The sequence below is a fragment of the Lysobacter sp. A378 genome, assembly GCF_054052125.1.
Map to the genome: position 1 here is coordinate 182,052 of NZ_JBSVRK010000003.1, position 26,455 is coordinate 208,506.

Genomic DNA, 26,455 nt, shown 5'->3' on the forward strand with positions numbered 1-26,455 from the left:
GGTGGCGCGGCCTGGCCAGACAAGCGGCCGGGCTCCCCCACAAGTCACAAGAGCTTGGAGAAACCACATGATTCGTTTTCGCCATTTGAGCATCGCCCTGTTGGGCACCATGGCCGTCGCTCCAGCCGTCGCTTTCGCGCAGGACGTGGACCAGCAAACTGTCCAGGACAGTTACGCCACCCAGACCACCAATACCGACGCGAAGCCTTGGGCTATCGTGGGCGGTTTCGCCCTGAGCGAGCCGACCAGCAATCCGACCATCGCCGGCGAGCGCGCCAAGCTGGACGGCGGCACGGCAGCCACCCTCAGCGCCAGCTACTACGTCACCGACAACATCGCGGTTGAAGCCTGGGGCGCGGCGGACAAGTTCGACCACCGCGTACGCAACGCCAACGGCGGCAAGATCGGCAGCGTGGAATCGCAGCCCTATGCGGTCAGCGGCCAGTATCACTTCGGTACCAGCGAGCAGGTGGTGCGCCCGTTCGTCGGCCTGGGCTATTACGAGGCCAATTACGACGGTGAAACCGCCGAGCCGACCGGTGCCCTCGCGGGCCAGCGCATCGGCGTGGAAACCGCCAAGGGCGCCATGGCGACCGCCGGTGTCGACGTCAAGTTGAGCCCGAGCTGGTTTGCCCGTGCCGACGTGCGCTACCTGCACGGCGACTCTGACGTGATGCTCGATGGCCAGAAGGTCGGCAATGCCGAGTTGAACCCGGTCGTGGCAGGAATTGGCCTGGGCGTGCGCTTCTGATTAGTCGGTCAGCCGACACCTGCGTCTCCGGTCGCGGCCCTACCAGGCCGTGACCGGGTTGGCGTGCTGCAGCACTGATGCGCCGTCTGCCAGACAAGGCCGCTCCGCATTCACGGCGCCTTACCGTCGGATCGCTACGGTAGGCCACAGGCCGGTCCCATCCACACTCCGCCAGGAGCTTTCATGACCACCAAACTCGAAAAGCCCGTCCGCCGGGAGATCATCGTGGATGATCGCGCCTATACCCTGACCATCGACCCATTGGGTCTGAAGCTGGTCGAGAAAGGTCATCGCAAGGGCCAGGAGCTGCTCTGGACGGATCTCGTCAATGGCGATGCCGCCATTGCCGCTGCGTTGCAGGGAAGTCTCGCCGGCAACTGAGGCATCGTTCGATGTGGCGGTTTGCAACGCGATTTTACGTTGCCATGACAAGGCCGGACTGAATTGTCGCGGCACGGAGAAAGCCGTGCAGAACCCACCCCCTATCGCGTCCCCTCAACCCCGTTCGTCCCTGGCTTGCTGCCAGGCAGGCATTGGATCGATGGCAGCGTTGACCTTCTCGCTGCTGGCGATATCCATGGCGATTGGTTGCAAACCGGCGCCGGCACCGCACCCCGGCACGTCGGTGGCGACACCCAGCCGTCCGGTCCCCACACTGGGTCCGGACGATGCCGTGCCGCGAGGGCCCGGGAACGCGAACTCCGCCCCGCCCGGCTCCAGCCACCCCGAGGTACCGGCCGAGATCTCGGCCAGCAACCCGACCGACCCCTTGCCGCTGACGGGTACCAAGACGGCCCCCGCGGAGCAACCGAAGCCCGACGAGCACTGAGCTGACTGGCGCATTGTCAATGGCGCCCTACGGGTGCTCGGCTTCGGCGTGCACCCGCTCGCGGCGCAGCATGTACAGCCCGCTGGCGACGATGATGCCCGCGCCCAGCCAGGTCACCGCGTCAGGCAGCACGCCCCAGATGCTCACGTCGAGCAGCACGCCCCAGACCAGCGCGGTGTATTCCAGCGGCGCCAGCAACGACGCCGAGCCGGTTCGGAAGGCCTCGGTGATCGCGTACTGGCCAATCGCGCCGGACAGTCCGACCCCCAGGATCACCCAGCCATCTTCCAGCCGCAGCGACACCCAGTTTGGCCATGCCAGCGCGCCTGCCCCCAGGGTCAGCATCACCAGCAGCCAGACGATCATCGATGCGCTTGAGTCGGTCCGCGCCAGCACCCGCACGGTGATCGCGCTGACCGCATAACCGGTGGCCGCGAACAGCACCGCCAACGCCGCCCAGCTGAGCATGCCCTCGCCGCTGGGACGCAGAAGCACCAGCATGCCCAGCAGCCCGATCGCGATCGCGGTCCAGCGCCGCGGGCCTACCTGCTCGCCCAGTATCGGCACCGACAAGGCCGTGATCAGCAGCGGCGCGACGAAGAAGATCGAGTACGCGGTGGTCAGCGGCAGGCTGCGCAAGGCGAACGCGAACGACGCCATCATCGCGATGCCGATCGCGCCACGCAGCAGGTGCAGCGACCAGCGCACCCGCAGCAGCGGCGCCAGGCCGGTAGTCGCCAATACCCAGACCAGAATGAACGGCAGCGAGGACGCACCACGCAACGAGGCCACCTGCATTGCGGGATAGATCCCGGCCAGCTGCTTCAAGCCCGCATCCATCAGCGCGAACGCTGCAACGGCCACCAGCATCATCAACGGCGCCGGCAGGCGGGGCGGCAAGGCAGTCATGGGGGACGTTCATCGGCGGCGGGCCGCCAGCATAACCGGCCTGGGGCCGTCGCCCGGCAAGTTTTCCAACCCTGCGCTACCCTTCCTCATCATCCATTCCCGGAGCCCGCCATGCCCTCCTTCGACATCATTTCCGAAGTCGACAGCCACGAACTCACCAACGCCGTCGACCAGGCCAGCCGCGAGCTCACCACGCGCTTCGACTTCAAGGGCGTGGATGCCAGTTTCAGCCTTGACGACGAGGTGGTCAGCCTCACCGCGCCCAGCGAGTTCCAGCTCCAGCAGATGACCGACATCCTGCGCGCGCGCCTGATCGCCCGCGGCATCGACGCCCGCTGCCTCGAGTTCGGCGACGTGGAAACCAACCTGGCCGCCGCGCGGCAGAAGGTCACCGTCAAGCAGGGCATCGAGCGCGAGTTGGCGAAGAAGATCCAGGCCACCCTGAAGGACGCCAAGCTCAAGGTCGACAGCCAGATCAATGGCGAGAAACTGCGCGTCAACGGCAAGAAGCGCGACGACCTGCAGGCGGCGATGGCGCTGCTGAAGGGGACCGAGTTCGAACGCCCGCTGCAGTTCGACAACTTCCGCGACTGACGTGACCGGCGACGTCGCCCTTGCTGACCCGCCCACCATTGACGTTGCCCGCCGCCAACCATGCCCGCCGACATCCCTGCGATGACTCACGAAGACCCGATCACCGCGACCCGCAACTGGCTGCAACGCGCGGTGATCGGTCTGAACCTGTGTCCGTTCGCCAAGGCGGTGCAGGTCAAGGACCAGATCCGTTACGTGCTCAGTGAGGCGGACACGCCCGATGCGTTGCTGGAGGAGTTGGCGGCGGAGCTGAACTGGCTCAACGATACCGATCCTGATGTGGTCGACACGACTCTGTTGATCCACCCGCGGGTGCTGACCGACTTCTACGACTACAACGACTTCCTCGACCAGGTCGACGTCGCCATCGACGCGCTGGGGCTGGAAGGCGAGATCCAGGTCGCGAGTTTCCATCCCGATTACCAGTTCGCCGGCAGCGACATCGACGATCCCGCGAACTGCACCAACCGCTCGCCCTACCCGATGCTGCACCTGCTGCGCGAGGCCAGCGTGGAGCGCGCGGTGGACGCATTCCCGGATCCGGATGCGATTGTCGAGCGCAATATCGACACGCTGGAAAAGCTGGGTGTCGACGGCTATTGGCGGCTGCTGGAGGCGTAGGGTTTCGTCTTGTGGTGTGGTGCCGCCGCCGCCCGAAAAGCATCGCCGCCGCTCGATTGTGAATCGGGGGAACTGCTGCATCCTTGAAAAGCTCGCTTCGGGGGGAGCGCCGCCCTGGATGGGTATTGCTCCTCGGCTCGGTCGGCCATCCATGGCCGACTCGCCGCCGCGGACATCCATGTCCGCTCTACGCAATACCCATCCAGGACGCCGCATCGGCCAGTGATTGGCGTGGGGTTTGTCGTCATCCCCGCGAAAGCGGGGATCCGAGGACTTTAGGTGGGTTGATTGCAACGTTCCCGGGTTGCTCGCTTTGCTCGACCGCAGCACTTGCTTCTTCACCCCAAGCCATCGACCGATCAGCGGGAGGCGGGGTGTGGGGGTATTGCGGAAAGCAGGCCATGGGTGAGCGGGGCCCGTTTGCGCGGCATTGCCGCGCGGGCCACGTGAACGCCCGGCGCGCTGCGCCGGGCCGGACCGCGAAGCGGGCCTGCGACCCCGAGTCAGGGTAGGACGCCCTGACCGAGGGGTGGAGCAATTGCCCCCACGGCCCGCCTCCCGCAGCGCGAAGACAACCGAAGCCGCTCTTTTGGCTTTTGTCGCTAATCAAGTCGTCAGAAGCAATGGCTCTGGATTCCCGCCTTCGCGGGAATGACGAGCAAGATCCGGGTTGTTTCAGATCTTTCCCAGCGCTGTTCTGACGCCTATCCGTACCGCATCGATATCAACCAGCAGCGCCAAACAACCGGTCCAGATCGTCCGCTCCCAGCACCCGCCACTCCCCCGCAGGCAGCCCGTCCAACTCCAGGCCGCCGACGCGGCTGCGGTGCAACGCCTCGACGTGGTTGCCGACCGCAGCGAACATCCGCCGCACCTGGTGGTAGCGGCCTTCGGTCAGGGTCAGGTGTGCGGCGCGCGGGCCGGTCACTTCCAGAAGCGCGGGTGCGAGCGTTGTGGTTTCCGATTCCAGCAGCAAATCGCCGCTGGCGAACACCGCCGCTTCATCGCCACGCAGGTCCTCGGCCAAGGTCGCATCGTAGACTTTGGCGAGCCGGGCCTTGGGCGAGACGATCCGATGCAGCAACTGGCCGTCATCGGTCATCAGCAGCAGTCCGCTGGTGTCGCGGTCCAGCCGGCCTACCGACGACAACGATGGCGCACGCAGCCGGAAGCGCGGCGGCAGCAGGTCGTAGATGACCCGGCCGCGGTCCTTGGTCGAGCAGGTGTAACCAACCGGCTTGTGCAGCATCAGCGCCAGACCAGCAGGCGGGTCCAGCGGCTCATCATCGACCCGGATCGTGTCCCGCTCGACCTTGTCGTCCGCGTACAGCACCTCGCCGGCCGCATCGGTGATGCGTCCCTCGCGGAACATCAGCGAAACCTGCTTGCGGCTGCCGTAACCCAGGTTCGCGATCAGCTTGACCAGTTTCACCGGGACTGCCTGCGCAACTCGCCGCGATTGAATGGCCTCGGCTTCGGTTCCGGCTTGGCGGGCAGCGCTTTTACCGCCTCGATGATCTTGAAACCGTCGTTCTGGGCCACCGTGCGCACGCTGCCGAAGCTGTCGTTCAACACTGATTCGTATGGCAGGTGGCGGTTGGCAACCAGCCACAGCCGGCCCCCGGGCTTCAGCGCCTCGGCCGCGACGACGATGAAACGACGACCGATGTCCGGCCGGTCGGCCCGGCCCTGGGTGTGGAACGGTGGATTGCTGACGATCACGTCGTACTGCTTCGGCAGGCCGGCGGTGACGTCGTGCCAATGGAAGCCAAGGGCGGCTGTCGTTTCCACTGCGGTGAGGTTGGTGCGGGCCAAGTCCAGCGCGCGCCCCTCGGCCTCATACAGGTCGATTGCGGTGATCCCCGGGCAACGTGCAAGCAGCTCTGCCGACAGGTAGCCGAACCCCGCGCCCAGATCGGCGGCAACACCGGTCAGGTTGCCCGGCAACTGCCCGGCGAGCAAGGCCGAGGCCGGGTCGATGCGATCCCAGGCGAATACCCCCGGACGACTGGTGAAGCGGTCGTCGGCGATCCGGCGTGGTGCATCCAGGCCCTGCCATTGCGCCAGCAGCGTGGTGTCGAGCGACGCCGCGCTGTCGTCCACGTGCAGCGGCGCGGTCCAGAACACCCGGCACTTGTTTTTGGTCAGGTTGCCCAGCGCGCCCGCCAACTTGCCCAGGTCGTCCTGGGCGGAGCGCGCACCCTCGTTGTTGCTGGCGCAGGCAACCACCCGCCCGCCGGGGGCGACATGCTGGACCGCGCGCGCATACAGCGCGCGGGCCTCGTCTCGCTGGCGCGGTGGCAGCACCAGCACCAACGGGTAGCGCGTGTCATCGTCGGGCTCGACCAGTGCCAGGCCCGCGTGCTGCAGTGCGTCGGCGTCGGGCTTGAAGCTCTGTTCGCACACCAGGCCGGGCAACGGCCGCTGATGCAAGGGCTGGCCATCCCGGGCGCGCAGGAACAAGACGCCACCGCTGTCCGGCCACGACAACAGGCCTTGCGCGAACGGCAACAACAGGGTTTCCAGTGCGGGATCGTCGCTAGCCACGTCGCTTATTCACTACTTGGGGAAGGCGCGCAGTCTAGCGCGGCCCAACCATCACGATCCTCCCAGTCAGGCAGCGGTGCGCGCCACACCCCCATTTTTCGCCACGGCAACGGAGTGTTCATTGCCACGCAACACTCGTCCAGCCATTCTGGGGTCTGGATCCACACCGGAGCAGCACGTATGCGCGCACTTTTCGTTGGCGGCACCATCGACAACAGCGAGTTGGACATCGACGGCGAGCCGCCGATCCATTACCCGGAAAATACCGGTGCCGGTCGGCCACGCTACCGGCTGCATCAGATCGGAAAGCGCGATGGCGCTGTGGCTTATGCGGTCTACGCCGCGCCCGAGATGGCCGCCGATGAGGTGAAGCGCATCATCGACGAACGCGACTACGCAAGGCGCTTTTCCGCCACCGAGCAGATATCGCAGCAGTAGCCTCGGCGGCCACCCCGGAGCGTCATTTCCACCGTGCCCGGCCAGCGGAGGCCGGGACCGGGCCAGTCCGACACCAACATCACCCTTGCAGTTCGCGCAAGGTCACCGAAGGCGGTGCGTCCAGCACCTTGCGGGTGGCAAACATGCCGGCCGCCAGCGCCGCCAGCATGCCCAACAGGGCGCCCACGGCCGCCATGCCCCAGTTGGCCTGCCACGGCAGGTCAAACACGCGCACGGCGATCACACCGGCCAGCACCGAGGCGGCCACCGCAGCCACCACGCCTGCCAGCAAACCGATCGCGGCAAACTCGGACGCCTGCGCCAGCCGCAGCTGACGCCGGCTGCCGCCCAGCACCCGCATCACCCCGCCCTCGAGCAGGCGCTCATCCTGGCTGGCGCTGACCGCTGCCATCAGTACCAGCAGCCCCGCCAGCACCGAGAACCAGAACACCACCTCGACCACGGTCGAGACCTGATCGGCGATGTCCCGGACCTGGGCCAGCACCGCATCGATATCAATCACGCTCAGATTGGGAAACCGGGCAACCAGATCCGCGGTAAAGCGCGGGTGCGCCGGCGATACGCTGACCGCGGTGATGTGGCTGGCGGGAAACCCGTCCAGCGCGCCGGGCGAGGCGATCACGAAGAAATTGGGCCGGAAGCTCTCCCAGTCGACCTCGCGAAAGCTGGTGATGGTGGCGCCCAAGCGCTGGCCGGCAATGTCAAAGACCACCTGGTCGCCGATCTGCCAGCCCAGCGATTCGGCATAACCCTGCTCCACCGACAACTCCGGCGCGGCAGTAGGCGTGGCGCCCCAGAAGCTGCCGGCGACGACGCGGTTGTCATCGCGCAACGTGGCGGCGGTAGACAGGTTGAACTCGCGATCAGCGCGGCGGCGTGAGCGCCCGCGGTCACCGTCAGCGGCTTCGCTGGTGTCGGGGCCTGCATCGTCGCTCGACCTGTCGGCAAGGTAATCCTCCCCGGAGACCGGTTCGCCGTTGTGCGTAAGCAGGCGCCCGCGAACCATCGGGTACAGCGTCGGTGCGGCAAGGCCCTGGTCGGTGATAAATGCGCGCACCGGATCGACCTGGCTGTCCTGCACGTTGATGATGAAGCGATTGGGCGCCTCGGCGGCCAGTTGCAGTTGCCAGCGGTCGAGCAAGTCGGTACGCACGAAGGTCAGCAGCAACAGCGCCATCAACCCGAGCCCGAGCGAGGCGATCTGGGCGATGCTGGTGGCGGGGCGACGGCTGACGTTGGCCAGCCCATAGCGAAAGCTCCCGCGCAAGCGCGAACGCAGCCGCCGCAGCAGCACGATCAGCCCCCAGGCCAGGATCGCCAGCACCGCGAAGGTGACCACGATGCCGACCAGCATCGCGGTGCCGAGTACGGCCGAACCGGCTTTCCACCACAGCAGCGCGCCCAGGCCGATCAACCCGGCCAATGCCACCAGCCAGGCACTGGGCTCGGTCGGGTCGAGGTCGCGACGCAACACCCGCAGCGCCGGCACCCGGCGCAATGCGAGCACCGGCGGCGCGCCGAACGCGAGCAGTACCACCAGACCGACCCCGTAACCCTGCAACGCCGGCAGCCAGCTGGCGGGCGGAATGGTCATGCCGAGCACCGGCGCCAGCCACAAGCCGACACCCCATTGAAGTGCGAATGCCACGGCAACGCCGATGGTGCTGGCGAGCAGCCCGAGCAGCACCAGTTCGCCGATGTGGACGCCGGCCAGGACGCTCTGGCTGGCACCGAGGCAGCGCATCACCGCGGTGCCCGACAAGTGCCGCTCACTGTGCTGGCGTGCGGCCATCGCCACCGCAACGGCAGCCAATATCACAGCTACCAGCGCCGCCAGGCCGAAGAAACGGCCGGCGCGGTCCAGCGCCGAGCGGATCTCCGGTCGCGCATCGCCGGCAGTTTCGAGTCGCTGGCCACGGGCCAGCGCCGGTTTGGCCTCGCGTACGAAGCGCTCGACCTCGCCCGCCTCGCCGGCCACCACCAGGCGGTAGCCGATCCGGCTGCCTTCCTGCACCAGGCCGGTCGCCGCCAGGTCATCAAGATTGAGGAACACTTTGGGCGCAACGTTGAAGTAGTCCAGCGCCGCGTCCGGCTCGGCGACTACCAGTGCCGACAGGGTCAGTTGCAGTTCGCCGAGGCTGACCCGGTCGCCGATATCTGCGTCGAGGACGTTGGCGCCGGCGCGACTCAGCCAGACCGTGCCCCGCGCGGGCACTGCCGCTGCATCCCGCTCGATGCCATCGGCCGCGACGATGCGGAACGTCCCGCGCAACGGAAAACCGTCGCCGAGCGCACGCAAGTCACCCAGCCGCAGCCGCGCCTCATTGCCGTCGCCGTCGCCGACACCGACACCGACACCGACACCGACACCGACACCGACACCGACACCGATCATGGTGTTGAGCTCGACCGTGTGGGTGCGCTGCAATCCGGCCGCCGCCTGTTCGATTGCCGCACCGATCGGCGCATCGCCACGCACCACGGCGTCACCACCGAGCATCCGGTTGGCCTCGATCGCCATGGCACGGTCCGCGCGATCGGTGATGAAACCGACCGCGGTCACCGCCAGTACCGCCAGCACCAACGCGGCCAGCAGGATGCGCACATTCCCCGACCTGAGGTCACGGCGCATCTGTCGCCAGGCCATCGCCAGCAGCTTGACCGGTCCCAGACCGGGTCGGGCATTGATTGAGGCGCCGTTGCGAGGCCGGCTCACGCGACGACGCGCTCGTCGGCGACCAACTCGCCGCCATCCAGCCGCAGCCGGCGGCTGCAACGTGCAGCCAGGTGGTCGTCGTGGGTGACCAGCACCAGCGTGGTGCCGGCCTCGGCGTTGAGCGCAAACAGCAGGTCGATGATCGACTGCCCGGTGTGGCTGTCGAGATTGCCGGTCGGTTCGTCGGCAAACAGCAACGAGGGCTCGGTCACGAACGCGCGCGCCAGTGCCACGCGCTGCTGCTCGCCGCCTGACAGTTGCCGGGGGTAGTGGTCCAGCCGCTCGCCCAGGCCGACCTTGCGCAAGATGGTCTGCGCCGGCACTTCGACCTCGGCATCGCCGCGCAACTCCAGCGGCAGCATCACGTTCTCCAATGCCGTCAGGGACGGCAGCAGCTGGAAGTTCTGGAACACGAAACCGACCTTCTCGCCCCGCACCCTTGCCCGTCCATCCTCATCCAGCGTCGACAGCGACTCGCCGTCGAGGGTGACGCTGCCGCTGCTGGGGATGTCGAGACCCGCCATCAACGACAGCAGGGTGCTCTTGCCGGAGCCCGACGCGCCGACAATGGCGACCGTGTCGCCTTGGGCGATGGTGAAACCGATGCCATCGAGGATCGTCAGTGGCCCGGAGGGCAATTGCACCCGCTTGCCGAGCCCGATAACGTCGAGCGCGGCGGGTACAGAAGTGGCAGGCATTGATACGCTGGCAAGCTGCGAAACGCGGTGATCGGCCATGATGGATCCTGTGGCGGCGCCCTTGCCGCGCGCATGGCGGCAGCGACAGGAGACGGATGGATGAATGGTTTGGCGAGCAACGTGACGTGCCACCCGAGGCACAGATATGCGGCATGGCGGGGTTTGATTCAATGTGCCATCGGTTTGGCCGCGATATTGCTGGCCGCGGTGGTACTTGCCAACAGTCTTCCCGCTCATGCTGCGCCGGCCGCTCCAGTTGGTACTGCGGGGGCGGATGACAGCCGTACGGTGCTGGTGATGGGCGACTCCCTGTCGGCCGCCCATGGCCTGTCCGCCGCCGAGGGCTGGGTCGCCCTGACCGCCGACCGCATCGCCGAGCGCAAACCCGGCTGGCGGGTGGTCAACGCCAGCATCAGCGGCGAAACCACCGCAGGCGGCGCGGCGCGGATCGTCGATGCGCTGGTACGCCATCGTCCCGAGGTTGTCGTGATCGCGCTGGGTGCCAATGATGGCCTGCGCGGGCTGCCGACCGACCTCACCGCAGCCAACCTCGCCCGCATGATCGGTGCCGCCCACGGCGCCGGCGCGAAAGTGCTGCTGATCGGCATGCAGATGCCGCCGAACCTGGGGGCGACCTATACCAAGGCATTCGAGCAGAACTACCGCACCCTGGCCGAGCGCTTCGATGTCGCCCTGCTGCCGTTCCTGCTGGAGCCGATTGCCCTTGATCGCGACGCCTACCAGGCCGACAACCTGCACCCGGTGGCCGCCGTGCAGCCCCAGTTGCGCGACCACGTGTGGATGAAGTTGGCGCCGTTGCTCGACTAGCGTCGCGATGTGACCGTCCCCTTGACGATTACAGGGACTGCTTGCCGGTGAGGATGGGATAGGGGTTGATCGCGGTGCCTTCCCACCAGCGTTTCTCGGGGCCGAGCACGAAGATCGCGAAGTGCAGGTGAGGGGCGTCCTCGCTGGCGTTGCCGGTGCTGCCGACGTAGCCGATCACGTCGCCGCGCTTCAGCACCTTGCCTTCCTCCAGACCGGCGGCGTAGCGGTCCAGGTGGGCGTAGTAATAGGCGTAACGGCCACTGGGTTCGAATTGGTAGATCGTCAGCCCACCCGGGACGCTGGTAAACAGTTTTTCCACCTTGCCAGCGGCCGCCGCCAGCACTGGCGTGCCGCGCGGCGCCATGATGTCGATTGCCTCATGCACCCGGGCCTGCCCGCGGGCGTCGTCGAAAGTGTTGTCGAGCTGGGTCGGTTTGATGCCCTGCACCGGCACAACCAGTTCCGCGCCGGTGGTGGCCTCCGGTGGCGTCGGTGTTGATGTCGATGTCGATGTCGATGTTGTGGGTGTGGTTGGAGTTGCGGTTGGGAGTGATGCCGCGGCGGAGAGCGTCGGCGACAACGGCGGTGCATCGAGCCGTGACGCCGGCGGCGCGACCGGTTGCCGCACAGGCCCGGCCGACGACGACCCGGTGGCCAGCGCGGATGGCGTTTGCGTGGCGGGCGTGGGTGAAGGCATGGGCTCAGCATGCTGGCTGCGTTCGCGCTCGAACATCACCGCTGCGTCCGTATCGGCATCGTCCCAGGTCATCACGAAATACACGGCGTTGGCCCCAATCAGCAGCCCCGCGAGGAACACCAGCAGCGCTTTCATCGGCTACCCCTGCGCTTGGTGACCGAGCTCATCGTCGCGGTCATTTGCGCAACACCGCCTGCGTCCCCGGGACCACCGCCTCGGCCAGCGCGCGGGCGCTCCAGTTGGTCATCCGGATGCAGCCGTGCGACTGGGTCTTGCCGATCGTCGATGGCACCGGCGTGCCGTGGATGCCGTAGTGCTCCTTCGACAGGTCTATCCAGACCACGCCGACCGGGTTGTTCGGGCCGGCGGCGATCTCGGCCTTCTGATGGCCCGGATCGGCATCCCAGAACAGGTCGGGGTTGTAGTGGAACGGCGGGTCCTTGGCGACGCCCTTGATCGTCCATTCGCCGATCGGCAGCGGGTCGTGCGAGCTGCCCATCGTGGCCGGCCACTGCGCGAGCGTCTTGCCGGCTTCGTCGACCAGCATGACCACGGCGTCGGACTGGTCGACCACGACCTTGCCGCCTTCCGGCAACGCGATGGTGGTGACATCCGGCACCAGCCAGGTGGCGCCCGCTTCAAGTGCGACGCCCGGATTGAGGCGCTGCAGCAATGCCGGGCTGGCGTGGAACCGTTCGCCCAGCGCCTCCAGCGCGGAGCCGTAGCCGAGGTGGTCAAGTTTGGCCTTGGCTTCCATGTCGGTCGGGACATCCACGAACGGCCCGGCGACATCGGCGGCGGTCACGGTGTACTGCACCAGCGCATCGCCGGTGTCGCCGTTGAGCGCGGCCCAGGTCCCGGTATCGATCGTCCCGCTGGGCTCGAGCTCTCGGCTGCGCTGGAATCCTTCAATCGCGCGGCGGGTGTTGGAACCGAAGCCGCCATCGATCTCGCCCGGCGAGAAGTGCGCGCGGTCGAGCAGGATCTGCGCACGCAACACTGCCGCGCTGGCGGCGTCGACGTCGGAACCCACGGGGGCCTGGAGGGTGGTGTCGTTGACACTGGCGGCATCCAGCCGATCGGTTTCGGTGGCCAGCGTTGTCGATGCCATTGCCGGCGCCTTGGTGTCCTGCGTGTCCTGCGTGTCCTGCGCGCTTGCGACCAGCGGAGACAGGGCCAGCGCACAGGTCAGCACCAACCATCGGCGCGGGTGAACATGGATGGAGGTGGACGGATGCGGGTCTGGAGTCACGGCAATCTTCCGTTATCGATTGCCCTCGATCCTGCTGGAGCCTTGTTCGCGGTTGCGTGAAAGCCGATCGCCAGCCTTGCTCGCAACTGAAGCGATCGCCCCGCCCGGCTCACCCTCACCCGCACAGCCGAGAAAGCGCGAGCCTTTGAGCCACTGCATGTCGGGGTAGTAGGCAAACAGCAGCTGGCCGCCCTTGAGGCTGTCGATCACCTCGCGGACGACGCCGCTGCGCACCGCCGGACAACCGAAGCTGCGACCCAGTCGACCCTGCCGCAAGGCTTGCGCCGGGTCGACGTAATCGGCGCCGTGGATCACGATCAAACGCTCACGCGCGTGGTCGTTGACGCCCGGTTCCAGACCATCCATCCGCAACGAGTAGCCATGGCCGCCGATGTAGGTTTCCGCGGTACTGAACAAGCCCAGGCTTGATTGCAGGCTGCCCTCGATATTGGAGAACTCGGTCGCGAGGTTGCCTCCGCTGTGCTTGCCGTGGGCAACGTGCTCGACGTACAGCAGGCGCGCATCGGCCAGCGCGAACACCCACAGCCGCGGCTCGGTCGATGGCCGCGAATAGTCGATCACCGCCAGCCGCTGGACCGGGTCCACTGTGCCGCCGGAGACCGCGCACTGCTGCGCCTGCACCGCGAGCGCCAGCACCTGCGGATCGGCCTCCGGCGCGGCACGCGCAAGGCGTTCGGCGAGCGTGGGTTGCGGCGGCACGGGCACCGGCGGCGGCACCACGGTGGACGTCACCGCGGGCTCGACCGGTGGGGCGCTGGTGCAGCCGGGCAACAATGCCACCAGCAGCACCGTGGACAGCCATGACACGCGGCGGACCACCGGGCGCGGCGACGCCAGCTTTGTCGAGCGCGAATACATGCTTCACATTTTATCGACACGGGCATGTACGCGACTGAACAGCGCTGAACGAAGTCAGTCCAGCGAAACCAGCTTCTGACCGGCCGCCTTTTCCCAGCCTTCCCAGGGGTCCCTGCGCAGGCTTGCCGCACGCCGCAGGGCGCGCGCCATGGTGTAGTCGGCCCCCGATTGAGCGCGGCCGAGTTCCTCCCAGCGCAATGGCATCGCCACCCCCGCGCCGGGGCGCGCGCGCAGCGACCAGCTGGCGACACTGGTCGCGCCACGCCCGTTGCGCAGCCAGTCGATGAAGATCACCCCGCGCCGCTTGGCCTTGGACGCGGTGGCGACGTACTTGCCTGGCGCGCGGGTGGCCATCGCATCGGCGAACGCCCCGCAGAACGCCTTGACCCCGGCCCAGTCCGGCCCCGGCGCGATCGGCACCACCACGTGCACGCCCTTGCCTCCCGTCAACCGCAGGAAGCTGGCCATGCCGATCTCCGCCAACCGGTCGCGCACGTCGCGCGCACCGACGCGGACCTCGCTCCACGCCACGCTCTCGCCGGGATCGAGGTCGAACACCAGCCGGTCGGGGCGTTCGATATCGTCGATCAGCGCCCCCCACGGATGCAGCTCCAGCGTGTTCATCTGCACCAGGTCGAGCAGACCGTCGGCGTCCTCGATGTAGACGTAGTCCTCGTGACCGCCGCCCTTTTCCCTGATCGCCACCGCGTGCACCGCGTCACCCAGGGCGTTGGCATGGTGCTTCTGGAAAAAGCACTGGCCGCTCAGACCTTCGGGGCAGCGCAATAGTGAAAGCGGACGTCGCGCGACCTCGGGCAACAGCCGTGCGGCGACGGCGCGGTAATAGTCGGCGACCTGCTGCTTGGTGATCTTCTCCGCCGGGTAGACCAGTTTATCCGGGCTGCTCAGCCCGCCAGTGCCCTTGGTTTCCACTTGCTTTTCCACGTCCTTCACCTCTTTGTCCTCGCGCAGGCGCAGGAAGCTGGCCTGGCGCAGCAGACCCTCCTTGCCCCATCCGCGGAATGCCAGTTCGGCCACCAGTTGCGGCGCGACCCAGGTCACCTCGCGCGGTGAAAACGGGATGTGGCCGGGCAACGTCACCGTCGGCTCCTTGCGTGCCAGCTTGCGCAGGCGTGCGGTCATCGCGCGCAACTGCGCATCGGTGAAGCCGCTGCCCACCCGGCCGACGTACTTCAGCTGCCCCGACTCGCGGGTCGCCATCAGCAACGAACCAAAACCCACCCGCGACTGCTTGGGCGCAGTGAAGCCGACGATGACGAACTCGTCGGTCTGCGCGTGCTTGGCCTTGAGCCAGCTGCGCGAGCGTCCCGGCGTGTAATGCGCATCGATCGCCTTGCTGATGATGCCTTCCATCCGCTGGGCCTTGCTGGCGGCGAACACCTCGGCGCCATGGCCGACGATGTGCCGGCTGTAGGCGAGCACTCCGTTCGTCCCGATGCCGGCCAGCAGTTGTTCCAGCAACGCCTTGCGCTCCTCCAGGCGGGTGCCGGCAAGGTCGATCCCGGCCAGCGTCGGCAGGTCGAACAGTACGTAGCGCAAGGTCGCATTGGCGGTGCCCTGGATCGTGTGTTGCAGCGCGCTGAAACTGTTGTGCCCTTTCGCGTCGAGCGCGATCAACTCGCCATCGAGGCTGGCATCGGTCGCGCCGAGCGACTCCAGCGCGGCGACGATATCGGGATAATCGGCGGTCCAGTCCAGGCCGTTGCGCGAGCGCAGACTGGCCTTGCCGGCGTCGATCCGGGCCAACAGCCGATAACCGTCCCATTTCAGCTCGTGCAGCCAGTCATCGCCGGCCGGAGGCGACTCGCGCAGGGTCGCCAATTGCGGGGCGACCTTGGTGTCGCCGTGCAGCGGCCTGGCGCCGGCCAGCGCGGTGGCGCGCGCGCTCCAGTCGATCTTGCGTCGGCGGGGCGAATTCTTCGCGGACTTCTTCGCGGGCTTCGCCGGAGCCGAAGGTCGCCGTCCCTTCCAGCCCCGTGGGGTCGCGCCATCGACCAGGTCATCGGATTCCAGGTCGGCGGCGTGTTCGTCGTCGCGCTTGATCAGCAGCCACTGCGGCTTGCTCGCCGGCTTGGCGGTGCGCACCAGCTTCCAGCCACCGCCGAGCTTGCCGCCATGCAGGACGAAGTCGATCTTGCCGGCCGCCAGCGCCTCCAGCGGGTTGCCATCGCAACTCCAGACGCCGTGGTCGAACACGTCGACGTGGCCAGCGCCGTAATGGCCCTTGGGGATGTCACCCTCGAACGAGGCGTACTCCAGCGGGTGGTCCTCGACCTCGACCGCCAGGCGCTTCTCGCCGACCCGCAGCGAAGGCCCCTTCGGCACCGCCCAACTTTTCAACGCGCCGTCCATCTCCAGCCGGAAGTCGTAGTGGCGGACGCTGGCATGGTGCAGCTGGACGACGAAGATCGGCCGCTTGCCGCGCCGGCGCCGGGCGTCATCAGCCGGCTCGGGCGTGGCGTCGAGTCGGCGCTTGCGGGCGTAGTCGCGCAGGCTCATGCGGACGGCGGCCTAGGCGGCCTGGTTGCTTTTTTTCACCGTCTTCTTCGCCGCTTTCTTCGCGGCCTTTTTTGCCGGGTTCTTCACGGCAGATTTTTTGGCGGCCTTCTTGGCGGATTTGCCGTTCGTCTTCTTCGCCACCGACTTCTTCGCCGGGGTGCGTTTGTTCCTGGCGATGCTTTGCTGCAGCAACTCCATGAAGTCGACCACGTTGGTGGCGGCGTGCTCCTCGACCTCCGGCTCCTCGTCGCCGTGGTGGACGACGCCCTTGTCCTTCATCCGCTTGGCGATGACCTCGTGCAGGCGATGGCGGAATTCGTCCTGATAGCTTTCGGGCTCCCAGTCGCCCGACATGGTCTCGATCAACTGCTCGGAGAACTTCAGCTCCTTGGGCGTGATCCGGTAATCCCCGGCCTTGCCTTCGGGGATGCGGTACTCGTCGATGTCGACCAGTTCCTGCGGGTAGCGCATCATCAGCAACAGCAAGGCATCGCCCTGCGGCATCACCGCGCACAGGCTCTCGCGGGTGCGGATCACGACCCGCGCAATACCGATCCTGCCGGTGCTGGCCAGCGCTTCGCGCAGCAGCACGTAGCCCTTCTCGGCCTTCTTCGCCGGCACCAGCACATACGGTTTCTCGAAGTACTGCGGGCCGACCGAGGCGACATCGACGAACGCCTCCACCTCGATCGCATCATGGCTTTCCGGTGCCGCCGACTTGATGTCGCCCGGGTCCAGCACGACGTAGTTGCCCTTGTCGTATTCGAACGCCTTGACGATGTCCTTCCAGGCGACCTCCTCGCCGCTGTCCGCATTGACCCGCTCGTACCGGATCGGGGTGTTGTCCCGCGCGTCGAGCATGCGGAACGAGATGTCGGTCTTGCGTTCACCCGACATCAGCGACACCGGGATGTTGAGCAAGCCGAACGACAACGTTCCAGACCAGATGGGGCGGGCCATGACGGGCTCCTGCGTGGCGACGGACGGTGGGCCATGGAGTATTGAAAGTCCGGCGTGACGCGCGTGTCGAGTCCGCCAGGCGCAGGCAATCGCTTCGTGCGGCCCCGTTCACTACGACGTTGCGCTGTCGAAGCTAGGGTTGGACTGGAACCCCACTCGAGCTATCACCATGTCCCGCATCGCCTATCGGGTCCACACCGCACCTGACGAAATCACCCGCCTTCAACAACTCATCGCGCAGCTGACCGGCGGCTCACATGTCGCATTGCAGATGGAAGACGGCAGCGAGGTCCTGGGTATCGTGGTGGTGCAGCCCAGCGCCCAGGCGTTCTTCGATCACGATGGCACCGAAGGCACCAACGCCATGGTCCGCCTGGTCCAGCCCGCGATGTACCAGCCCGAGCGCGCCGGCTGGCGTGACGTCTGGGTGGACCGGATCCAGTCCATCAACCGGATCGACCCATGCCCGATCGAACCATGCCCGGTGTTGCCAGGCTGATCAGTGCGACCTGCGAGGTTTCCGGACGGGTCGGGGCGCGGCCGCACCCAGCAACATCCGGGTAACGCCATTGGTCCAGCCAAACCCGTCCTGCAACGGGTACTCGCCGCCACCGCCGCCGTGAATGCCATCGGGAGTGGCGGTAATCATGTATTTCTCGACCAGCTTGCCTTCGCGCCGGTACAGACCGGTGACGGTCGCCAGCCAGCGCCGGCTGATCTCGCGCGACAACCGGGTCTCGCCATAATCGGCCAGTCCGCGGATCGCCAGCCACTGCAGCGGTGCCCAGCCGTTGGGCCGGTCCCATTGCTCGCCGCTGAAGTTGCGGGTGGTGGCCAGCCCCCCGCTTTCCAGCAGGTGCTGGCGCAGGCTCAGCGCCACGCGGCGGGCTTGGCCGGGGTTGGCGATGCCGACAAACAACGGCGTGGCCATGGCCGCGCTCAGCAGCTGGCGCGGCACGCCGTCGGCCCAGTCATAGTCCAGGTAGGTGCCGTGCAGGTCGCTCCACAACCAGCGATCAATCGCATGGCGCCGCGCCCGGGCATGGTCGTCGAACTCGGCGGCACCGGCCTCATCGCCCGCCGCCGCACTGAGCTCGGCAATCTGCTCCTCCAGCTTGTGCAGGAAGGCGTTGAGATCCACCGGAACGATCGCGGTGGTGCGGATGCTGCTCAGCGCACCATCCGCGCCGCACCAGCGTGAGCTGAAGTCCCAACCCGAGGCCGCCGCCGCGCGCAGCTCCCGATAAACCTCGTGAGCCGGACGCACGCACGTACGCACGGTGCTGACGTCTTCCAGCCATGACTCCTCGCGCGGCGTATCGCGGTCATCCCAATACCGATTGAGCAGCGTGCCGTCTTCCAGCCGCACGCAATGACGATGCGCTTCCCCGGGGCGCAGGTCCTCGCAGCCGCTCATCCAGTACGCATGCTCGCGGCGCAACCGCGGCAGGTAGGCCAGCGCCGAGCGCACGCCCTGCTCCTCGAACAATTCGGTCATCAAGGCAAAAACCGGCGGTTGCGAGCGGCTGAGATAGTAGCTGCGGTTGCCGTTGGGTACGTGGCCGTAGCTGTCGATCAGGAAGGCGAAGTTGTCAGCCATGTGCCGCAACAGGTCGCGGCGCCCGCTGGCCGCCAGCCCGAGCATGATGAAATAGGAATCCCAGTAATACATCTCCGCGAACCGCCCGCCCGGCACCACATAGGGGTTGGGCAGCGGCAGCAGCGAGGAGCGCACCGGGTGCTCGCGCGGCTGCCGGGTCAGCACGTCCCACAGGCCGTCGATATGCTCCAGCAGCGGGCGCTCGGGATCGGCGACGTACTCGCTGTGGTGCGGAGGCTCGGGGGTGAAGTATTCACCGACGAAGTCGGACAGATCAAAATCCGGCGTTCCCTGGCGCGCCCGATAGGCTTCCAGGATGGTCTCGGGTGCATCACGCGGCGCGCAGTCGACGAAGGTCTTGCTGTCGGCAAATACCCGTCCGCCCTGCACCGCCACGAACAGTTCCTGGTACCGATCAGCCGGGGTCAGGGTATCGGCCGGAGCGATCTGCGCGACCCGGGCCTGGCTGCGTTGCTCATCATCAATCGCCGCTTGCGGCGGCGGGGAAGCGTGATCCTGCGGTCGCATGCATGCTCCGTCCGGCGAGGAGTCCCCCAGCCTAGGGCGGTAACCGTCAATGCAGTGCGACAGACACGTAAAGAAAAACCCGGCCGAGGCCGGGGGCACTCCCAAAAGAAAACCCGGCCGAGGCCGGGGGCACCCCAAAAAGAAAACCCGGCCGAGGCCGGGTTTTCCTTGTATCTCGTGTGGTCGCCGAGGCGACAACAGTTGATCGACGCTTAGACAGCTTCTACCGCGTCAGCCTGCAGGCCCTTCTGGCCCTGGGTGACGGTGAAGGTGACCTGCTGGCCTTCCTGCAAGGACTTGAAGCCCTGACCCTGGATCGCGCGGAAGTGAACAAACACGTCCTCGCCATTCTCACGGGAAATGAAGCCAAAGCCCTTGGCATCGTTGAACCACTTGACGGTACCGGTTTCACGGTTCGACATTTTCTTGCTCCTTGGAACAGTTTTTTTGAAATACCGCTTGCGCGGCGGTTGTGCTGATTGCAAGGAGTAAGCGAGGTGCAACGATGTAGCGGATCAAGGATCTACAGCATCGGGCCACGATTCACGGTGACCCTGACAAACAGCAAGCGCACCGTAGCGGCACTGGCGATGGATTGCAATACCCCTGTCCGGCTCGGGCGCGTTTCGTTCACAATGGCATCCCAGTGATCACTCCCGAACCACGCTTGGCCGCCATTTTGGCCGTCAGCCCGCCCATCCAGAGCCATCCTCATGACTGACCCGCAGACCCCACCCGACCGCCTTGCCGCCAACCCGCGCAGCCCGTACTACGACGCAGAGCCGTTCGAGCGCGGCATCGGCATCCGCTTCAACGGCGAGGAAAAAACCAACGTCGAGGAGTACTGCGTCAGCGAAGGCTGGGTGCGCTTGCCGGTCGGCAAATCGCTGGACCGCCGCGGCAATGCGATGACGATGAAGTTCAAGGGGACGGTTGAGCCGTATTTCATGGATGCCGAAACCCCGCCAGCGGAATGACATGCCCGGGGCGGCGGCCGATCAGGGGCTTCCGGCCCCAACCCAGCGCTCAAGCCATCGCGGTGTCCAGCACCATCATCAACACGAAGCCCACCATCAATCCGGTGGTGGCGAAGTTCTCGTGACCCTGCCGGTGTGATTCGGGGATGATCTCGTGGCTGACCACGAACAGCATCGCGCCAGCGGCGAAACCCAGCCCCACCGGCAGCAGCAACGGCATGCTCATCAGCAGGCTGGCTCCCAGTACCGCGCCAACCGGTTCGATCAAGCCGGACGCCATGCCGACCCACACCGCACGCTTGCGGTCGTAACCCGCCGCAATCAGCGCGATCGCCACCACCAGCCCCTCCGGAATATCCTGCAACGCGATGCCGGTTGTCAGCGCCAGCCCATGCTGGAACTCAGACGCATAAGCGGCACCGATGGCCAGGCCTTCGGGCAGGTTGTGCAGGCAGATAGCGAACACGAACAGCCAGGTACGCTTGAGCCGCGTTGATGCCGGCCCTTCCGGACCCTTGATGAAATGCTCATGGGGGATCAGGCGCTCCAACGCCATGATCAGTCCGGCGCCCAGCAGGATCGCCGCGCCCACCAGCCATCCAGCGCTCCAACGGCCCGCACCGGCGTCACGCGCGGCCTCGATCCCCGGCAACACCAGCGAGAACGCACTGGCGGCCAGCATCACCCCGGCGCCGAAGCCCAACAAGGCATCCTGGGTGCGCTGCTCGATGCGGCTGGCGAACCACGCCGGCAACGTGCCGACCGCCGTCGCGGCCGCGGCCACCGTGCCGCCAGCCAACGCTGCGAGTACCGGATTTGCCTCAAGCGTGGACAGGAGCATCGTCGCCTCGTTGGTTCATTCCCGACCGCCTTGCGGATGAGCCGACAACGGATGGCGGCGACGATGGTTGCCGGAGCCTGCCAGCGAGCTTGCAGCGTACGACGGTTCACGGGTTGAATAAAGTCAACGCGGCCAGCTTCCGGGGCCCGGGTCCTTTACGCTGGCAGTCCTGCCCCCAAGGCTTGACCCATCCGATGCAGTTGCGAACCGTCAACACCACCCGCTATGTCACCCCGTTGCGCGAGGGCGGCTCGCTGCCGGCCGTAATCGAAGCCGACGACGAGGGCATGTATGTGCTCAAGTTCCGCGGCGCCGGCCAGGGCCCCAAGGCATTGGTGGCCGAACTGGTGGCCGGCGGCATCGCCCAACTGCTGTCGTTGCCGATCCCCGAGATCGTGCTGGTGGACCTGGACCCCGAACTGGCTCGCACTGAACCCGATCCCGAGATCCAGCACCTGATCCGCGCCAGCGCAGGCCTCAACCTGGCACTGGACTACCTGCCGGGCGCGATCAACTTCGATCCGGTCGCCGACCAGCCGGCAGCCGACCTGGCCTCGCGCATCGTCTGGTTCGATGCCTTCACCAGCAACGTCGACCGCACCTGGCGCAACACCAACCTGATGACCTGGCACGATCGGCTGTGGCTGATCGACCACGGCGCGGCGCTGTACTTCCACCACGGGTGGGACGGCTCCACCGCCAATGCCGGCAGCGCCTTCCCGATGATCAAGGAGCACGTGCTGCTGCCGCTGGCCGACTCGATCGCCCATGCCGATCACGAGCTCGCGCCCCACATCACCCGCGAGGTGCTGGAGGCGATCCTGGCCGCCGTCCCGGACAGCTGGCTGATCGGCGACGGCCGGCTGGCCGAGCCGGATGCGCACCGGGCCGCCTACGTCGAGCACTTCCTCCAGCGGCTGGCGCAACGCCAGCGCTTCGTCGAGGAGGCCATCCGTGCACGACGCTGAACATGCAGCAATGGACCCGCGGCCCCTGCACACCTACGACTACGCGGTGATCCGGGTAGTGCCGCGGGTGGAGCGCGAGGAGTTCATCAATGTCGGCGTGGTCCTGTCGTGCCCGGCGACCGCGTTCCTGCAGGCCCGCATCGAATTGGACGAGTCCCGACTGCTCACGCTGGCCCCGTCGATCGAACTGGCCTCGGTGCAGCGCCACCTGTCAGCGTTCACCACGATCTGCAGCGGTGGGCCAGGCAGCGGTCCAATCGGGGCGCTGCCGGCGCGCGCACGCTTCCATTGGCTCACCGCACGGCGCAGCTCGATGATCCAGACTTCACCGGTGCACCTGGGCCGCTGCACCGATGCCGCGGTCGCGATCGAGCACCTGCTGGCGCAGATGGTGCGGGTGTTGCCGAAGCCGCCGGTCAGGCCTTGAGCTTCCAGCCGGTCTTGAATATCCACCACACCGCGACCAGACACGCCGCCAGGAACCCCAGGATCACCGCGACACTGATCCCGACATCGACGTCCCCCGCTCCGTAGAAGCTCCAGCGAAAACCACTGACCAGGTACACCACCGGGTTGAACAGAGTGATCGTCTGCCACACCGGTGGCAGCATCTTGATCGAGTAGAACGCACCGCCCAGGAAGGTCAGCGGCATCACCACCATCAGCGGGATCACCTGCAGCTTCTGGAAGTCGTCGGCCCACAGCCCGATGATGAAACCGAACAGGCTGAAGGTAACCGAGGTCAGCAGCAGGAAACCCACCATCCAGAACGGATGGGCAATCTCGTAGGGCACGAACACCCGTGCAGTGATCAGGATCAGGATGCCGACCAGCACCGACTTGGTCGCCGCCGCGCCGACATAGCCCAGCACCACCTCGACATAGGACACCGGCGCCGACAGCAGCTCGTAGATGGTACCGGCCCATTTGGGCATGTAGATCCCGAACGAGGCGTTGGAGATGCTCTCGTTGAGCAGTGACAGCATCAGCAAACCGGGAATGATGAAGGCGCCGTAGCTGACCCCGTCAATGTCACCCATGCGCGAGCCGATCGCCGCGCCGAACACCACGAAATACAGCGAGGTCGACAGCACCGGCGAGGCGATCGACTGGGTGATGGTGCGGAAGGTACGCGCCATCTCGAAGCGGTAGATCGCGCGGACACCGTGGATATTCATGCGCGCGCCTCCGCGGTTTCCACTGACCGGCCCGCATTGGAACGCACCAGGTGGACGAAGATTTCCTCCAGCGAGCTCTCGCTGGAGTGCAGGTCCTTGAAGTCGATGCCCTGTTCTGCCAGCTGCCGCAGCACGCTGGCGATGCCGGTGCGCTCGGACTGCACATCGAAGGTGTAGACCAGCGACGCGCCATCGGCCGCCAGTTCCAGCGGCAGCGCCGACAGGCCCTCGGGGATGCGTTGCAGCGGCTCCTGCAGGGTCAACGTCAGCTGCTTCTTGCCGAGCTTGCGCATCAGCGCGGCCTTGTCCTCGACCAGGATCAACTCGCCCTTGAGGATCACCCCGATGCGGTCCGCCATCTGCTCGGCCTCCTCGATGTAATGGGTGGTCAGGATGATGGTGACGCCCTGCTCGCGCAGGCGGTGGACCATCTGCCACATGTCGTGGCGCAGCTCGACATCGACGCCGGCGGTGGGCTCGTCGAGGAACAGGATCTGCGGCTCGTGCGCCAGCGCCTTGGCGATCAGCACGCGGCGTTTCATGCCGCCCGACAGCGCCAGGATCTTGCTGTCCTTCTTGTCCCACAGCGACAGTTCGCGCAGCACCTTCTCCAGGTGCGCCGGGTCGGGCGCCTTGCCAAACAGGCCGCGGCTGAAACGCACCGTCGACCACACACTCTCGAACGCATCGGTCGACAGCTCCTGCGGGACCAGGCCGATCTTGCCGCGTGCCGCGCGGTAGTCGGCGACCACGTCGTGGCCATCGGCCAGCACCGTACCGCTCGTCGGGTTGACGATGCCGCAGATGATGCTGATCAAGGTGGTCTTGCCGGCACCGTTGGGGCCAAGCAACGCGAAGATCTCGCCCTTGCGGATGTCGAGGTTGATGCCCTTCAGCGCCTGGAAACCGGAGGCGTAGGTCTTGTCGAGGTTGCGGACGGAGATGATTGGTTGCACGCGTGTTCCCGTGGCGGCGCCAGTGACGGTGATCGTAGCGCCATGTGGAGTGCAGGTTAGCGGGCTGCGGGCTGCGGTTAAACCCCGGCCCGGAGGAAGCAACATCCCGCCCACGGGACACTCGGCGTCGCCCGGCTCAAACCGCGGTTCAAACTGCGGCTCAGACCGTCGGCTCAGACCAGATCCTGGCCCTTGCGTCGCGCCGCCCGCGCATCGCGATACACGCCAACGCCCATCACCACCATCGTCACCAGCACGATCAGCGGCCACACCAATACGTAGGCCGTCATCAGGATGTCACGCATGCAGTACCTCCGTTGTTGTCCATGTCGTCATGCCTGCGCGCCGCCGTCATCGGTCTGGAATGCGGTAACGCGCTGCTTGATGAGCTCGAAATCAAACTCGTGCGGGTTGCGCATGCTGATCACCGTGCATACCAGCGTGCTGACGCCATAGGCGTTCAACGAACTCAGCAGCACCGTGTAGTCGCGCAGGAAGCCCAGCATGAACGGCATCAGTCCCAGCGCCGCAAGCCCGCCGACCGCAAGGCCGATGCGTTTGCCGAAGAATCCGAACGCCATCAACCCCAACACTACGCCGGCCCCCAGCGCAGCGAAGACCTCCAGGACCAGCGCGACCACGCCTTCAATCGGTACCAGCTCGAAGCGCGACACGATGAAGAACACCAGCGACACCGCCACGGCGGTGGTAAACGCACGATTGGTGACCCGCTTCCAGTAGAAACTGGCGATCACCGGGAACACGATCGACCCCCACAACGCGCCGACAAACACCAGCAGGTCGAGGATGTCGATCCGGAAGCTGGCGAAGGCCAGGCCGGCGGTGGTCGCCACGACCATGGTGATCCGGCCGACCCACAGCATCGTGGCCGGGTTGACCTTGCCACGTGCGAGGTTCTTGCCGTAGATGTCGGTCATCATGATCGACGACAATGCCGCCAGGTCGGAGTCGGCCGTGGACGACAGCGAGCCGATCACCATGATGAAGAAGATGCCGATCATGAACGGCGACAGATAGGTCGACGCCATCTGCGGGATCAGGTTGTTGTGGTCGCCGTCGGCGGGCCCCATGCCGATCATCAGCGCGATCACGCCGATCATTCCCAGGCCGATCACCGTCGCACCGTAGCTGACAGTGGCCATCAGGAAGGTCGGTTTGATCAGGTCCTCGCGGACCGCGAACAACCGCTGGGCAATGGTCTGGTTGCCAATCGCGTACGCAAGCACGGCGACGAAGTACGGCGCACCCTGCTCCAGGAATGCCTGGCGCGAGAAGAAGCTGCCCTGCTCGGCACTGATCCGGTCCCAGCCCTGGGTGAACACTTCCGTCCCGCCGGCGCTGAAGAACACCAGCGGGATGATCAGTGCCGCCGCGCCCAGCATCGCCGCGACCTGGATCACATCGGTCAGCAACGAGGCGCGGAAGCCCGACCACAGCGTGTATGACAAAGTGCCGATCCCGGCAATGAGCACGCCATGCACGAAATCCAGCGGCGACAGTATCGCCACCAGCGCGCCGGCGGCGGTGAAGTTGGCCATCAGGCTGATGATGCTGCCGACGATGTTGGAACCGGCCAGGATCAACTGGCTGGAGCGGCCGTGCCGGGCATGCATGATCTCGGCGAGGGTGTGCGCTTCGGGCGCGACCTCACGGAAACGGCGTCCGAACGGGTAGATGAAGAGAATCATCAACGCGCCCCACAAACCGTAGTGGATCGGCCCGGAAATACCGTACTTGTAGCCCGACGTGGCCGCCGCATAGAACGATGCCGCCCAGATCCAGGTCGCGGTCATGCTGGCCGCCGAAACACCGAAACCGACCGAACTGCTCGATGTCATGTAACCGTCGACGTTCTCCTTCTTGTGCCCGATCCGGGTGGAAATCAGGAACGTGCCGCCGTAGAAGGCCAGCATCAACAACAACACGGTGGACGTTTGCAACTGATGGAACTCGAACGCGGGAACGGCCAATGCTTCCTCCGATGACAGCAGGCCGAGGGCCGCTGGGTGAGACGCAGGAGCCAAACCAAAACCGAACCACACAAGCGCCGCAAAGGCGCACGTGGGATTGGAATCAAGTCCGTGATGACAGGGAATGACCACCTGTCCAGCTGCGTCATTGAGCAA

At 66.2% G+C, this 26,455-nt stretch carries 28 protein-coding genes; 11 read left to right on the forward strand and 17 right to left on the reverse strand.

The genetic code is table 11. From position 1 onward, the window contains the following. Positions 1 to 67: 67 nt before the first annotated feature. The 3 genes from ACW7G1_RS12290 (at position 68) to ACW7G1_RS12300 (ending at position 1,580) form a co-directional block, all read left to right on the forward strand. Positions 68 to 751: an OmpW/AlkL family protein gene (locus ACW7G1_RS12290; RefSeq protein ID WP_456980042.1), complete on the forward strand. Its 684-nt coding sequence runs from the start codon at positions 68 to 70 to the stop codon at positions 749 to 751. Between the two features lie 183 nt (positions 752 to 934). Further along, on the forward strand, positions 935 to 1,132 hold the full coding sequence (locus ACW7G1_RS12295; protein ID WP_456963218.1) for a hypothetical protein: 198 nt from the start codon (positions 935 to 937) through the stop codon (positions 1,130 to 1,132). A gap of 160 nt (positions 1,133 to 1,292) precedes the next feature. Further along, positions 1,293 to 1,580, forward strand: coding sequence for a hypothetical protein (locus tag ACW7G1_RS12300; RefSeq protein ID WP_456980043.1), 288 nt, complete (start codon positions 1,293 to 1,295; stop codon positions 1,578 to 1,580). A gap of 27 nt (positions 1,581 to 1,607) precedes the next feature. On the opposite strand, the gene ACW7G1_RS12305 is transcribed toward ACW7G1_RS12300, so the two are convergent. Then, on the reverse strand, positions 1,608 to 2,489 hold the full coding sequence (locus ACW7G1_RS12305; protein ID WP_456980044.1) for a DMT family transporter: 882 nt from the start codon (positions 2,487 to 2,489) through the stop codon (positions 1,608 to 1,610). Positions 2,490 to 2,600: 111 nt separating this feature from the next. On the opposite strand from ACW7G1_RS12305, the gene ACW7G1_RS12310 reads away from it, so the two are divergent. Beyond that, positions 2,601 to 3,083 (forward strand): YajQ family cyclic di-GMP-binding protein, encoded by a 483-nt coding sequence (locus tag ACW7G1_RS12310; protein ID WP_456980045.1) that lies wholly within the window; start codon positions 2,601 to 2,603, stop codon positions 3,081 to 3,083. An 81-nt stretch (positions 3,084 to 3,164) separates the two neighbouring features. Then, on the forward strand, positions 3,165 to 3,704 hold the full coding sequence (locus ACW7G1_RS12315; protein WP_456980046.1) for a DUF1415 domain-containing protein: 540 nt from the start codon (positions 3,165 to 3,167) through the stop codon (positions 3,702 to 3,704). Between the two features lie 724 nt (positions 3,705 to 4,428). Here the strand turns inward: ACW7G1_RS12315 and ACW7G1_RS12320 are convergent. After that, entirely contained in the window at positions 4,429 to 5,136 is a 708-nt protein-coding gene (locus ACW7G1_RS12320) for a pseudouridine synthase (RefSeq protein ID WP_456980047.1), read from the reverse strand. Beyond that, entirely contained in the window at positions 5,133 to 6,251 is a 1,119-nt protein-coding gene (locus ACW7G1_RS12325) for a class I SAM-dependent methyltransferase (RefSeq protein ID WP_456980048.1), read from the reverse strand. The genes ACW7G1_RS12320 and ACW7G1_RS12325 overlap by 4 nt, the downstream gene beginning before the upstream one ends. A gap of 180 nt (positions 6,252 to 6,431) precedes the next feature. On the opposite strand from ACW7G1_RS12325, the gene ACW7G1_RS12330 reads away from it, so the two are divergent. Further along, on the forward strand, positions 6,432 to 6,689 hold the full coding sequence (locus ACW7G1_RS12330; protein ID WP_456980049.1) for a hypothetical protein: 258 nt from the start codon (positions 6,432 to 6,434) through the stop codon (positions 6,687 to 6,689). Between the two features lie 79 nt (positions 6,690 to 6,768). Here ACW7G1_RS12330 and ACW7G1_RS12335 read toward each other — a convergent pair whose 3' ends face one another. Further along, entirely contained in the window at positions 6,769 to 9,426 is a 2,658-nt protein-coding gene (locus tag ACW7G1_RS12335; protein ID WP_456980050.1) for an ABC transporter permease, read from the reverse strand. Beyond that, positions 9,423 to 10,124 carry an ABC transporter ATP-binding protein gene (locus ACW7G1_RS12340; RefSeq protein ID WP_456980051.1) on the reverse strand — a complete coding sequence of 234 codons (702 nt, stop codon included), beginning with the start codon at positions 10,122 to 10,124 and terminating at the stop codon, positions 9,423 to 9,425. Before ACW7G1_RS12340 ends, ACW7G1_RS12335 begins: the two co-directional genes overlap by 4 nt. Before the next feature lie 297 nt (positions 10,125 to 10,421). Here ACW7G1_RS12340 and ACW7G1_RS12345 point away from each other — a divergent pair, with 297 nt between their 5' ends. Continuing rightward, entirely contained in the window at positions 10,422 to 10,952 is a 531-nt protein-coding gene (locus ACW7G1_RS12345; RefSeq protein WP_456980052.1) for an arylesterase, read from the forward strand. 28 nt (positions 10,953 to 10,980) lie between these two features. Here ACW7G1_RS12345 and ACW7G1_RS12350 read toward each other — a convergent pair whose 3' ends face one another. The 5 genes from ACW7G1_RS12350 to ku form a co-directional block, all read right to left on the reverse strand. After that, entirely contained in the window at positions 10,981 to 11,784 is an 804-nt protein-coding gene (locus tag ACW7G1_RS12350; protein WP_456980053.1) for a M23 family metallopeptidase, read from the reverse strand. Between the two features lie 40 nt (positions 11,785 to 11,824). Continuing rightward, positions 11,825 to 12,760 (reverse strand): L,D-transpeptidase family protein, encoded by a 936-nt coding sequence (locus ACW7G1_RS12355; protein WP_456980150.1) that lies wholly within the window; start codon positions 12,758 to 12,760, stop codon positions 11,825 to 11,827. A 153-nt stretch (positions 12,761 to 12,913) separates the two neighbouring features. Further along, complete coding sequence (locus tag ACW7G1_RS12360; protein WP_456980054.1) at positions 12,914 to 13,780, reverse strand: murein L,D-transpeptidase catalytic domain family protein; 867 nt, start codon at positions 13,778 to 13,780, stop codon at positions 12,914 to 12,916. Positions 13,781 to 13,834: 54 nt separating this feature from the next. Then, on the reverse strand, positions 13,835 to 16,300 hold the full coding sequence (gene ligD, locus ACW7G1_RS12365; protein ID WP_456980055.1) for a DNA ligase D: 2,466 nt from the start codon (positions 16,298 to 16,300) through the stop codon (positions 13,835 to 13,837). A gap of 12 nt (positions 16,301 to 16,312) precedes the next feature. Beyond that, positions 16,313 to 17,260 carry a non-homologous end joining protein Ku gene (gene ku / locus ACW7G1_RS12370; RefSeq protein WP_456980056.1) on the reverse strand — a complete coding sequence of 316 codons (948 nt, stop codon included), beginning with the start codon at positions 17,258 to 17,260 and terminating at the stop codon, positions 16,313 to 16,315. A 169-nt stretch (positions 17,261 to 17,429) separates the two neighbouring features. Between ku and ACW7G1_RS12375 the strand changes: the two genes are divergently transcribed. Then, positions 17,430 to 17,759: a DUF3247 family protein gene (locus ACW7G1_RS12375; RefSeq protein ID WP_456980057.1), complete on the forward strand. Its 330-nt coding sequence runs from the start codon at positions 17,430 to 17,432 to the stop codon at positions 17,757 to 17,759. Here ACW7G1_RS12375 and treF read toward each other — a convergent pair whose 3' ends face one another. Continuing rightward, positions 17,760 to 19,388 carry an alpha,alpha-trehalase TreF gene (gene treF, locus ACW7G1_RS12380; protein ID WP_456980058.1) on the reverse strand — a complete coding sequence of 543 codons (1,629 nt, stop codon included), beginning with the start codon at positions 19,386 to 19,388 and terminating at the stop codon, positions 17,760 to 17,762. 212 nt (positions 19,389 to 19,600) lie between these two features. Further along, complete coding sequence (locus ACW7G1_RS12385; RefSeq protein ID WP_456963202.1) at positions 19,601 to 19,810, reverse strand: cold-shock protein; 210 nt, start codon at positions 19,808 to 19,810, stop codon at positions 19,601 to 19,603. A gap of 291 nt (positions 19,811 to 20,101) precedes the next feature. Here ACW7G1_RS12385 and ACW7G1_RS12390 point away from each other — a divergent pair, with 291 nt between their 5' ends. Further along, a complete protein-coding gene (locus tag ACW7G1_RS12390; RefSeq protein ID WP_456980059.1) occupies positions 20,102 to 20,365 on the forward strand; it encodes a DUF3297 family protein in 264 nt (87 codons plus the stop codon). A 49-nt stretch (positions 20,366 to 20,414) separates the two neighbouring features. Here ACW7G1_RS12390 and ACW7G1_RS12395 read toward each other — a convergent pair whose 3' ends face one another. After that, a complete protein-coding gene (locus ACW7G1_RS12395; protein WP_456980060.1) occupies positions 20,415 to 21,206 on the reverse strand; it encodes a ZIP family metal transporter in 792 nt (263 codons plus the stop codon). Positions 21,207 to 21,406: 200 nt separating this feature from the next. Between ACW7G1_RS12395 and ACW7G1_RS12400 the strand changes: the two genes are divergently transcribed. Together ACW7G1_RS12400 and ACW7G1_RS12405 are read left to right on the forward strand one after the other, a co-directional pair. Continuing rightward, positions 21,407 to 22,174 (forward strand): HipA family kinase, encoded by a 768-nt coding sequence (locus tag ACW7G1_RS12400; protein WP_456980151.1) that lies wholly within the window; start codon positions 21,407 to 21,409, stop codon positions 22,172 to 22,174. A gap of 10 nt (positions 22,175 to 22,184) precedes the next feature. Then, the gene (locus ACW7G1_RS12405) at positions 22,185 to 22,601 is read left to right on the forward strand and encodes a DUF3037 domain-containing protein (protein WP_456980152.1); all 417 of its coding nucleotides are present in this window, start codon (positions 22,185 to 22,187) and stop codon (positions 22,599 to 22,601) included. Here the strand turns inward: ACW7G1_RS12405 and ACW7G1_RS12410 are convergent. From ACW7G1_RS12410 to ACW7G1_RS12425, 4 genes are all read right to left on the reverse strand, one after another. After that, positions 22,591 to 23,352, reverse strand: coding sequence for an ABC transporter permease (locus ACW7G1_RS12410; protein ID WP_456980061.1), 762 nt, complete (start codon positions 23,350 to 23,352; stop codon positions 22,591 to 22,593). The genes ACW7G1_RS12405 and ACW7G1_RS12410 overlap by 11 nt on opposite strands. Then, the gene (locus ACW7G1_RS12415) at positions 23,349 to 24,308 is read right to left on the reverse strand and encodes an ABC transporter ATP-binding protein (protein WP_456980062.1); all 960 of its coding nucleotides are present in this window, start codon (positions 24,306 to 24,308) and stop codon (positions 23,349 to 23,351) included. Before ACW7G1_RS12415 ends, ACW7G1_RS12410 begins: the two co-directional genes overlap by 4 nt. Before the next feature lie 173 nt (positions 24,309 to 24,481). Then, positions 24,482 to 24,613, reverse strand: coding sequence for a putative transporter small subunit (locus ACW7G1_RS12420; protein ID WP_456980063.1), 132 nt, complete (start codon positions 24,611 to 24,613; stop codon positions 24,482 to 24,484). A 27-nt stretch (positions 24,614 to 24,640) separates the two neighbouring features. Further along, positions 24,641 to 26,299 carry a sodium:solute symporter family protein gene (locus tag ACW7G1_RS12425; RefSeq protein ID WP_456980064.1) on the reverse strand — a complete coding sequence of 553 codons (1,659 nt, stop codon included), beginning with the start codon at positions 26,297 to 26,299 and terminating at the stop codon, positions 24,641 to 24,643. Between the last annotated feature and the right edge of the window lie 156 nt (positions 26,300 to 26,455).